This window comes from Nocardiopsis sp. NPDC006938 (assembly GCF_042869555.1).
In the GTDB taxonomy this organism is placed as follows: Bacteria; Actinomycetota; Actinomycetes; order Streptosporangiales; family Streptosporangiaceae; genus Nocardiopsis.
In genome coordinates this window covers 117,498-128,353 of sequence record NZ_JBIAGA010000018.1, presented here as the reverse complement: position 1 = coordinate 128,353, position 10,856 = coordinate 117,498, and the positions used below count along the sequence as shown (strand labels likewise).

At 71.9% G+C, this 10,856-nt stretch carries 7 protein-coding genes; 2 read left to right on the top strand and 5 right to left on the bottom strand.

Translation table 11 applies throughout. From position 1 onward, the window contains the following. Positions 1-161: 161 nt before the first annotated feature. The 3 genes from ACFYL4_RS23415 to ACFYL4_RS23405 form a co-directional block, all read right to left on the bottom strand. Positions 162-1,541: an LCP family protein gene (locus ACFYL4_RS23415; RefSeq protein WP_387521022.1), complete on the bottom strand. Its 1,380-nt coding sequence runs from the start codon at positions 1,539-1,541 to the stop codon at positions 162-164. 247 nt (positions 1,542-1,788) lie between these two features. Then, a complete protein-coding gene (locus ACFYL4_RS23410; protein WP_387521001.1) occupies positions 1,789-3,213 on the bottom strand; it encodes an LCP family protein in 1,425 nt (474 codons plus the stop codon). Positions 3,214-3,439: 226 nt separating this feature from the next. Next, positions 3,440-3,946: an RDD family protein gene (locus ACFYL4_RS23405; protein ID WP_387520998.1), complete on the bottom strand. Its 507-nt coding sequence runs from the start codon at positions 3,944-3,946 to the stop codon at positions 3,440-3,442. Between the two features lie 328 nt (positions 3,947-4,274). Between ACFYL4_RS23405 and glnA the strand changes: the two genes are divergently transcribed. Both glnA and ACFYL4_RS23395 read left to right on the top strand, forming a co-directional pair. Next, the gene (gene glnA / locus ACFYL4_RS23400) at positions 4,275-5,699 is read left to right on the top strand and encodes a type I glutamate--ammonia ligase (RefSeq protein WP_357759504.1); all 1,425 of its coding nucleotides are present in this window, start codon (positions 4,275-4,277) and stop codon (positions 5,697-5,699) included. 113 nt (positions 5,700-5,812) lie between these two features. Next, entirely contained in the window at positions 5,813-8,911 is a 3,099-nt protein-coding gene (locus ACFYL4_RS23395; RefSeq protein ID WP_387521019.1) for a bifunctional [glutamine synthetase] adenylyltransferase/[glutamine synthetase]-adenylyl-L-tyrosine phosphorylase, read from the top strand. Here the strand turns inward: ACFYL4_RS23395 and ACFYL4_RS23390 are convergent. Then, positions 8,899-10,032 (bottom strand): sensor histidine kinase, encoded by a 1,134-nt coding sequence (locus ACFYL4_RS23390; RefSeq protein ID WP_387520994.1) that lies wholly within the window; start codon positions 10,030-10,032, stop codon positions 8,899-8,901. The two genes, ACFYL4_RS23395 and ACFYL4_RS23390, sit on opposite strands and share 13 nt — an antisense overlap. Then, a complete protein-coding gene (locus ACFYL4_RS23385; protein WP_387520992.1) occupies positions 10,029-10,703 on the bottom strand; it encodes a response regulator transcription factor in 675 nt (224 codons plus the stop codon). Before ACFYL4_RS23385 ends, ACFYL4_RS23390 begins: the two co-directional genes overlap by 4 nt. Positions 10,704-10,856: the final 153 nt, after the last annotated feature.

Sequence of the window (10,856 nt, the reverse complement as noted above, 5' to 3'; positions counted from 1 at the left end):
AAACGCTCGGCTGGGATACCCCAGCCGAGCGCCTCGCCAAGCTGCTCACAACGAGCAACTGACCTTACGTGTTGCGACGACTCCTAGAATTCGCCCTGGTGTGACGGCCCCTTCGACGTGTGCTCGCTCCGGGGGGTGCGCTCAGGAGTCCGGGGGTGGGCTCAGGAACAGGTGACCTCGTCCTCGGCCGCCGAGGTGGTGTCGACGTCGCCGAGCGGGGCGCCGGACCCCCCGCCCGACTCCGCGCCGCCCGTGGCGAGTCCGTCCCAGTCGACACCGCCCATGACGAGTTCCAGCTCGTCCCCCAGGGAGGGCTCCTCCACGACCTCGGCGACCGACAGCGCGGAGGCCAGCACCTCGGCGTGCTCGGCCCGGTCCGGACCGTGGTAGACCGTGGTCGTGTCGGGGGCCCGCACGTCCGGGTTGGTGGACTCGGTCACCACGAAGCCCTCGGCCACCAGGAGCTCCTGCACCTGGCTGCCCCGGCCGTTGATCCCCGTGTTGTTGAGGACCCGCAGGGAGACCTCGGAGGGCTCGGGCCCGCCGTCGTCCTCGGCACCCGACTCCTCGTCGTCGGCCGGGCCCGTGGTGAGCTCGCCCGCGGCCACCGCCGCGAACAGCTCCTGCGCGGGCCCCTCCTCCAGCGCGACCTTGTTGGGGTTGGCCGCGTAGTCGACAACGGGCGCGGTGACCATGTTCATCCGCCCCAGGTCGACCTCGCGCATGGCCACGGCCAGTTCGGTCATCTTGTCGTTGGTGAGGTTCTCGTCGGTCACCAGACTGTCGGTGACCGAGTCGAGGAAGCCGTAGAGGGAGCTCGGACTCGACAGGATCTCCCCGCTGGTGACCTCGCGCAGGATCGCGCCGATCATCCGGTGCTGGTTCTCGATCCGGTCCAGGTCGCTCCTGGACTCCGTGCTGTCCCTGGAGCGGGCCAGGCCCAGGGCCTGCTCCCCGTCGAGCCGCTGCGTCCCGGCGTCCAGCACCAGGTGCGCCTTGGGGTCGTCGATCGGCTCCGGGACGCACATCTCGATGCCGCCGATGGAGTCCACGATGTTCTCGAACCCGGCGAAGTCCACCAGGACCATGTGGTCGAGGTGGATGCCGGTGACGGTCTCCACGGTGTTGCCCTGGCAGTCCATGCCGCCGTAGGTCATGGCGTGGTTGATCTGGTCCACGCCCCCGGCCCAGCCGTCACCGCTCTCGTTGGCCTCGCACGGCGGGATCTCGACCATCGTGTCGCGGGGCAGGTTGACCATGGTCACCCCGCCCTGGTCCACGTCGATGCTGACGACTACCAGGACGTCGGGGCGGACGCCGTTGAGCTCGTTGTAGCTGGCGTCCTCGCCCGCGCGCTCGTCGGTTCCCAGGAGCAGGATGTTGTGCAGCCCGTCCACCTGGGCGGGGCGGTCGCCCCACCCGTCGGTGTTGATCTCGGCGGTGTCGATGGCGAACACGTCCTGGTAGACGCCGTAGCCGGCCAGGCTTCCGACGATGACCACGCCGGTCATCCCGCACGCCGCCCACTTGCCGAGACTCATCCCGGCGGCGGCCGTAGACACGTTTCTTGGGGCCAAGGGGACACCTGCGATCCGTTCTGTGACTGGGAGGACTCGCCCGAAGGGGTCGTCACGGGACGCTCCCCGTGACTACTCGGACGTAACCCCCCAGATGGTACCGGAACGGTCTCGGTACGTCGGACCGCGTCGCGCCCCGCACCGTGCGCACGAGCAGGGGCGCCGGGCGGGACCGTGTCCGCCCGACGCCCCCTGACGCCTCGGTCGCCCTCTAGCAGGCGCTCTCCTGCTTCTCGGCGGTCACGCCGCCGAGGTCGTCGGTGATGGACAGGTCACTCTCGGACGAGGACGCGCCGAAGCCCTCCCAGTCGGACCCGGCGACCAGTTCGAGGGTCTGCTCCAGCCCCTCGGTCTCCTCCACCGTGGCGTTGGTGAGGGTGCCCGCGAGCAGCCTCGCGGCCGCCTCGTCGCCGGGCCCGTGGTAGACCGTGGTCGCCTCGGGGGCGCGGGTCTCGGGGTTACCGACCCCGGTGACCACGAAGCCGTCCTGGACCAGCACCGCCTGGATCTCCAGGGCCAGACCCTCGACCGCGGTGTTGTTCACGACCTGGACCGAGACGTCGCCGGGCTCCACCGCGTCGGCCCCGTCCCCGTCGTCGTCCTTCTTCCCGTCGTCCTTGCCGCCCGCCAGGTCCACGCCGTTGTTGATCGCCTCGAACAGCTCCGAGGCGGAGGGCTCGCTCATGATGATGCGGTTCTGGTCCGCCGGGTGGGCGCCGTTGGGGACCGTGACGAACTGGACCCGGTCCAGGTCGACCTCGCGCATCGAGATCGCGATGTCGGCCATGGTGTCGACGGTCAGCTCCTCGTCGGTGGTGATCGAGTCGGTGACCGCTCCCAGGAACCGGGTGATGGTGACCGGGCTGGTCATGACGTCGCTGCTGAGCACCTCTCGTAGCATCGCGCCCATGAACTCCTGCTGGCGGTCGATCCGGGACAGGTCGCTGCCGTCCCCCTGCGAGTAGCGGGAGCGCACGAACCCGAGCGAGTCCTCGCCGTCCAGGGTCTGGAGCCCGGCCTCCAGGACCAGGTGGGCCTTGGGGTCGTCCACGGGCTCGGGAATGCACATCTCCACCCCGCCGATGGCGTCCACCATGTCCTTGAAGCCGACGAAGTCCATCATGAGGAAGTGGTCCAGGTGCACACCGGTGACCTGTTCGACCGCCTTCCACTGGCAGCCCACCCCGCCGAAGGTCATGGCGGAGTTGATCATGCCCTGTTGGGCCTGCATGCCCTCGTACCCCTCCACGGCCTCGCAGCCGGGCAGGTCGACCATGAGGTCACGCGGCAGGTTCACCAGGGTGGCGGCCCCACTGTCCACGTTGACGCTCGCGATGAGCATCGTGTCCGGACGCTCGCCCTCGACCTCTCCGTACTCGGCGTTCTCGCCGGAGCGCACGTCCGATCCGATGATGAGGATGTTCATGACGCCCTCGACGCTCGTGGGCCGGTCCCACTCGTCGGTGTCGACCTGGGCGGTCGTGATGTTGCCGATCAACCCCTGGTACCAGCCGTACCCTCCCAGGCTGGCGATGATGGCCAGTGCGGTCGCGACACACGCGATCCACTGTCCGGGGGTCAACCGCGCGGCGCCCAAGGCGCCGGAGTTGCGTGGGGCGGAGCGTCTACCAGCCATGCGAACCTTCGAGGTGCGAGGAGACCGTGAGGGGCGGGGTCGGGGCGCCCGGGGCGTGTGTGCGAACGGCGCACCCGTGCGAGCGGTGGGGCGTCGGCGTGCGGTACGCGGCCCGAGGTCGCGGGTCCCCGCGGGAATGCCGTGAACGGATGCTAACAGCAGCTCGGCACGGGTGCGCACGCGTGTGCGCGCCGCGCACCCGGAAGGCGGGGGCGGGGGCGCCTGATCAGAACCGGGTGGCCACCGTACCGGCGGCGCGGTCGTGCAGGCCACGGGTGTCGCGGTCGTAGACCACGGCCGGGATCACCAGGCACAACAGCAGTGTGCGTACGGCCATGGACGCGAACCAGGGCCAGGAGCGCTCACCGGTGGCGGTGATGCCCACCCCCACGAGACGGCGGCCGACGGTCGTGCCGAACAGGGTGAGCAGGAGGAGGTTCATCGCCGCGAACACCACCAGCGTCGACATGGTCGTGAAGTTGGTCAGGGCGATGGCCTCCGGGTCGCCTCCGGCGGCCGCGGCGGCGGCCAGCTCCTGGCCGATCAGCCCGAGACGGATCGCGGCCCAGACGAGCATCGCGGACAGGGCCCAGTCGAGGGCGAGACCGACCAGGCGGCGCATGACCCCGGGCACCGAACCGCTCCCGTCCTCGGGCAGACCCAGCCGGTTGCCTCGGTAACGGAAGTCGTCTTCGGAGACCGTGGGGGTGCCGCTCCGGCTGTTGTCGCTCATGTTTTTCACGGTATCCGCCCCGCGTCACCCCCCGCGCTCGGGCCCGCCCGGGCACGGTGACACGCCCCCGGAGGCGGCGTGGCGCCGGTCACTCCGCGAGGCTCCCGAACACCGGTTTGGCCCTGAAACAGGCGGAATCACCGGTACGGGACCACTGGTCCACCCGGGCGACAAGGTCCGTAACATGCAGGAAACAATCGAGACACGGCGTGGAAATCACGCACTTCTAGCTTCGAAGACGAAGCCGGGAGACGGCGCGTGGTTCGACACGACCGCGACGACGCGGGCGCGAACCCGCCGTCTCAGCTATCTGCACGGAGGTTCCGTTTTGTTCAGCAGCGTCGACGAGGTGCTCGCCTACATCCGAGACGAGGACGTCAGGTTCCTCGACGTCCGGTTCACGGACCTGTTCGGGGGCGTGAACCACGTTACCCTCCCGGTCGAGAACGTGGACGAGTCCACGTTCACCGACGGTCAGATGTTCGACGGTTCCTCGATCCGCGGCTTCCAGGCCATCCACGAGTCCGACATGCTGCTGCTGCCCGACCTGGGCACCGCCGTGCTGGACCCGTTCCGCAAGCACAAGACGCTGAACATGACGTTCTTCGTCCACGACCCGCTCACGCTGGAGTCGTACAGCCGCGACCCGCGCAACGTCGCCCGTAAGGCCGAGGCCTACCTCAAGGGTTCGGGCGTGGCCGACACGGCGTTCTTCGGCCCCGAGGCCGAGTTCTACATCTTCGACGACGTCAAGTTCGAGACGCGTGCGAACACCGGCTACTACGAGATCGACTCGATCGAGGGCGCCTGGAACACCGGGTCCTCGATCGAGGGCGGCAACCGCGGTTACCGTCCGCGCTTCAAGGGCGGCTACTTCCCCGTCGAGCCGGTCGACCACTACAGCGACCTGCGCTCGGACATGGTGCGGGCGCTGATCGAGTCGGGCATCGAGGTCGAGCTCCAGCACCACGAGGTCGGCACCGCGGGCCAGGCCGAGATCGGCATCAAGTTCGGCACGCTGCTGGAGCAGGCCGACAAGGTCCAGCTGTACAAGTACATCGTGAAGAACGTGGCGAACGAGGCGGGCAAGACCGCCACGTTCATGCCCAAGCCGCTCTTCGGCGACAACGGCTCGGGCATGCACTGCCACCAGAGCCTGTGGAAGGACGGCGCCCCGCTGTTCTTCGACGAGGCGGGCTACGGCCAGCTCTCGGACACGGCCCGCCACTACATCGGCGGTCTGCTCAAGCACGCCTCGGCACTGCTGGCGTTCACCAACCCGACGGTGAACTCCTTCCACCGCCTGGTGCCGGGCTACGAGGCCCCGATCAACCTGGTCTACAGCCAGCGCAACCGCTCGGCCTGCATCCGCCTGCCGCTGACCGGGTCCAACCCGAAGGCCAAGCGCATCGAGTTCCGGGTGCCCGACCCCTCGGCCAACCCGTACCTGGCCTTCTCGGCCATGCTGATGGCCGGTATGGACGGCATCAAGAACAAGATCGAGCCGCCGGAGCCGGTCGACAAGGACCTGTACGAGCTGCCCCCGGCCGAGGCCGCGGCGATCGAGACGGTCCCGGCGTCCCTGGATGCCGCTCTGGAGGCCCTGGAGGCCGACCACGAGTTCCTGCTGGAGGGCGGGGTCTTCACCAAGGACCTCATCGAGACCTACATCGACTACAAGCGCACCGAGGAGATCGACTCCCTGCGCCTGCGCCCCCACCCGCGCGAGTTCGAGCTCTACTACGACATCTAGGCGACACCCCCTCGGGGCCGGTATCCAGTTCGGGTACCGGCCCCGAGCCGGTTCCGGGGCCGGGCTCCCGGGACGGCTACCGTGGACGCGTGGCATGGGACGGAAAGAGCAACATGACAGCGGGAGCACTCGCTCGGCGCGGCTTCAGTGACAGCACCCGGGCCCTGCGGCTGGTGGAGGAGGCCGGGCTGGACGCCCGGGCCGACACCGAGGTGATCGGCGCCCTCGCGGCCGCCGCCGACCCGGACCAGGCTCTGCTGGGGCTGCTCCGGCTGTTGGAGGCCGCACCGGACCCGGAGGAGGTGCGCGCGGCCCTGCGGGACGAACGGGACCTGCGGACCCGGCTGAGCCGGGTCCTGGGTGCCAGCACCGCGCTCACCGACCACCTGGTGCGCCACCCCGGTGACTGGCGCGAGCTGCGCGGGGCCGACGCGGCGCGCACACCGGACCGTGAGGAGCTGCGCCACGGGCTGCTGCACACCGTGGGCGCGCGGCCCGACGACGCGGCGCCGGTGGCCGACCTCTCCCTGGGGGAGGGCGACGACGGTGACCCCGTCGAGGCGCTCCGGCACACGCTGCGGGTGGCCTACCGCCGCCGGGTCCTGCGGTTGGCCGGACGCGATCTGACCGGCGTCAACACCGTCGAGGAGGTCGCCGCCGAACTGTCGGACCTCGCCGCGGCGCTCCTGGACGCGGCCCTGGCGCTGGCCCGCGCGGAGGCTCCCGAGGACGCGGCGCTGTGCCGTCTGAGCGTGATCGGCATGGGCAAGTGCGGGGGCCGCGAGCTCAACTACGTCAGCGACGTGGACGTGGTGTTCGTGGCCGAACCCGCCCCGGGCGACGACGGGCTCCCCGCCGACGACCAGGAGGCCCAGCGGGCCGCGACCCGGCTGGCCACGGCGATGATGCGCGTACCGGCGCAGACCGACGCCGAGGGCACCCTGTGGGAGGTGGACCCGGCGCTGCGGCCGGAGGGGCGCAACGGTCCGCTGGTGCGGCCGCTGTCCGGGCACCTGGCCTACTACGAGCGCTGGGCCAAGACCTGGGAGTTCCAGGCCCTGCTCAAGGCCCGGCCGATCGCCGGGGACGTGGCGCTGGGCCGCTCGTACGCGGAGGCGATCGCCCCGCTGGTGTGGGAGGCCTCCGCCCGCAAGGACTTCGTGGAGGACGTGCAGGCCATGCGCCGTCGCGTGGTGGCGCACATCCCCGCGGGCCAGGCCGAGCACGAGCTCAAGCTGGGTCCGGGCGGCCTGCGCGACATCGAGTTCTCCGTGCAGCTGCTCCAGCTGGTGCACGGCCGCTCGGACGACCGGCTGCGCTCGGGCAACACCCTGGAGGCCTTGACCGCGCTGTCGGAGCACGGCTACGTGGGCCGACGGGACGCGGCCGGCCTGGCCGACGCCTACCGCTTCCTGCGCCGGGTGGAGCACCTGCTCCAGCTGGAACGGCTGCGCCGGACCCACCTGATGCCCGACCCCAAGGCGCCCGACGGCCCGGCCCGGCTGCGACAGCTGGGCCGCGCCCTGGGCTACCCGACCAACGCCGAGAGGGAGCTGACCGGCGCCCGCAAGCGGGTGTCGGCGGAGGTGCGCCGCCTGCACGAGAAGCTCTTCTACCGACCGCTCCTGAACGCGGTGGCGGCGCTGCCCGAAGACGAGATCCGGCTCTCCGCCGACCAGGCGGTGGAACGGCTCGGCGCCCTGGGGTTCGTCGACCCGCGCGGGGCACTGCGTCACCTGGAGTCGCTCACGTCGGGGCTGTCACGGCGGGCCGCCATCCAGCGCACCCTGCTGCCCGTGATGCTGGGCTGGTTCGCGGACTCCCCCGACCCGGACGCCGGGCTGCTCGGCTTCCGGCAGGTCAGCGATGCCCTGGGCACCACCCCCTGGTACCTGCGGCTCCTGCGGGACGACGTCCGGGTGGCCGAGCGGATGGCGTGGCTGCTCGGGACCAGCCGGTACGTGACCGAGCTGCTGCTGCGCGCCCCCGAGGCGGTGGCGATGCTGGGCGACGACGCCGACCTGCGGCGGCGGGAGACCCGGACGCTGATGGCCGAGGCCGACGCCGCGCTGCGCCGGTACGACACCCCGGAGGAGGCGGTGTCGGCGGTGCGCGCTCTGCGCCGCCGGGAGCTGCTGCGTACGGCCGCCGCCGACCTGCTGGGCGTGTGCTCGGTGGAGGAGGTGGGCCGGGCGCTCACCGGGATCGCGGCGGTGACCATCGACGCGGCGCTGCGGGCGGCCTACACCAAGGTGGTGGCCGAGTCCGGCGGCGAGGAGCTCACACGGGTGTGCGTGGTCGCGATGGGCCGGTTCGGCGGCGGGGAACTCACCTATGCCAGCGACGCCGACGTCATGTACGTGCACGACCCGATGCCGGGGGTGGACACGGGCGCGGCCACCAGGCAGGCCATGGCGATCGTGCGCGAGCTGGCCCGGCTGCTGGAGATGCCGCAGGCCGAACCGGCGCTGAAGATCGACACCGACCTGCGCCCGGAGGGCCGCAGCGGCCCGGTGGTGCGCACGCTGGACTCCTATGCCGCCTACTACGGGCGCTGGTCCCAGGTGTGGGAGAGCCAGGCGCTGTTGCGGGCGCGGCCGATCGCCGGGGACGAGGGACTGCGTTCGGCGTTCGTGGCGCTGATCGACCCGATCCGCTACCCGGAGGGCGGGGTCTCCCCCACCGCGGTCGTGGAGATCCGCAAGCTCAAGGCCCGGATGGAGGCCGAGCGGCTGCCGCGCGGCGCCGACCCGACCCTGCACACGAAGCTGGGCCGGGGCGGGCTGTCGGACGTGGAGTGGGTGGCGCAGCTGGTGCAGTTGCGGCACGCCCACGAGTTCCCGGACCTGCGTACCCCGCAGACGCTCCCGGCCCTGGGGGTGGCGGTGGCGCACGGCTTCCTGGCCGCGGACGACGGGGTGGCGCTGGAGCGGTCGTGGCGGCTGGCCTCTCGGGTGCGCGGCATGGTGATGCTGGTGCGCGGCCGGGCCGGTGACTCGATCCCGCACGATCCCCGGGTGCGCGCGGCGTTGGCCCAGGCCATGGGGTACGGCACCGACGAGGACGACGCGGACGGCGACGGCGCGGCGGAGGAGGGCCCAGCGGTGGAGGGCCCCGAGCCGGAGGGTCCGGCGGAGCAGCTGACCGAGGCCTACCTGCGCACCACGCGGCGGGCGCGCGCGGTGATGGAGCGGGCCTTCTACGACGACTGAGCGGCGCCCCCGGCGGGGAGCGTGACCGTGACCGCGAGCCCCCCGCCCCGGTCGGCCCCGCGCGGGCGCAGGTCGAGGGTGCCGCCGTGCACCCGGGTGACCCGGTCCACCAGGGCCAGGCCGAGACCGTGGCCCTGGCCGGTTCCGACCCGACCCGCGCCCCGGAGGAAGGGTTCGCGCAGGCGGGCGGCGGCCTCCGGCGTGTACACGGCGCCGGTGTTCTCCACCCTCAGGACGGCGTCACCGGTGCGGGGGTCGCGCCCGGTGGAGACCAGGGCGGTGCGCGCTCCGTCCGGTCCGGGGGTGTTGTGGCGCAGGGCGTTGCGCACCAGGTTCTCGGCGAGCTGGGCGAGGAGCGCGGTGTCGCCGACCGTCGGGGCGGGGTGGATCGCGCGCTCCACCCGAACGCCCCGGCCCAGTGCCTCCTCCTCGCCCTCGTCCACGGCGTCGCGGGCCAGGGCGGCGAGGTCGACGGGGGCGGACACGGCGGTGACGGCGTTGGCGTCGGCCAGCCGCAACAGCGACTCGGTGAGGCCGATCGCCCGCGCGTTGGTGAGGTCCAGCCGTTCGAGCAGGCGCGGGTAGTCCTGTCCCCCGGGGTCGCGCCGGGCCACGTCCAGGAGGGTGGCGTTGACGGCGAGCGGAGTGCGGAGTTCGTGGGAGGCGTTGGCGGCGAACCTCTCCTGGGCCTCGAAGGCGTCCTGGAGGCGGTCCAGCATGTGGTCGAAGGCGTCGGCGAGCTGCCGGAACTCGTCGTTGCGGCCGGTGAGCGCCACCCGCTGCCCCAGGTTCCCGGTCGCGGCGACCAGGACGGCGTCGTTGATCCGCTGGAGGGGGCGCAGCACCCACCCGGACAGGAACCATCCCCCGACCAGCCCGAACACGGCCAGGACCAGGAGGACGCCGCCGGAGACCCGGACCAGCGCCTCCAGGATCTGGGGCCGGGCGGGAACGGGTTGTCCCAGGTCGCTGGGGTTGGCGGGGGTGAGCGGGTAGTTGGGCACGTACCGCACGACCACGTACACCCCGGCCAGCACGGCCAGGCCCGCCACGACCAGGAAGACCGCGTACCCCAGGGTGAGGCGCAGGCGGGCGCTGACCCGCACCGGCGCGCCGTTCACGCGTCCGCTCCGGGGGCGACCAGACGGTAGCCCACCCCGGGGACGGTCACGATCGGGTCCGGATCGCCGAGCACCCGGCGCAGCTGCGACACCGTCACCCGGGGCGCGCTGGTGAAGGGGTCGGCGTGTTCGTCCCACACCTTCTCCAGGAGGGTCTCGGCGCTCACCGCTCCCCCGTCGGCCCGCATGAGCAGTTCGAGGACGGCGAACTGCTTGCGGGGCAGACGCAGGTAGCGGCCGGAGCGGTAGGCCTCCCTGCGATAGGGGTCCAACCTCAGGTCGCCGCTCACCAGCACGGGCGGGACGGCTGCCGTGGGGCGCCGGGCGAGGGCGCGCAGGCGCACGACCAGCTCCTCGACGGCGAAGGGTTTGGTGAGGTAGTCGTCGGCGCCCAGGGAGAACCCGTCCACCTTGTCCCGGAGCCGGGTGGCGGCGGTCAGCATGAGCACGCGGGTGCCGGGGTGGTCGCGGGCGATGACGGCGCACACCTGGTCTCCGTGGGTCCCGGGGAGGTCGCGGTCGAGGACCACCACGTCGTAGTCGTTGACGCCGATCCGCTCCAGCGCGGCGTCGCCGTCCAGGGCCACGTCGGCGGCGATGGCCTCGTGGCGCAGTCCCGCCTGGAGGGCTTCGGCCATGAAGACCTCGTCCTCGACGACCAGTACGCGCATGTGGTTCCCCCGTCACTCGGTCGGCGGCCCAGTCTAGGCGGATGGGGTGTTGCGGAAGTGTTGGCTCGGCGGCACACATCGGCGCAACGTCGTCCCTGGTGACCTGGGTCCTCGGTGCCGGACACGGGGTCCGGGCCGGTGAGGGGGGCGTGC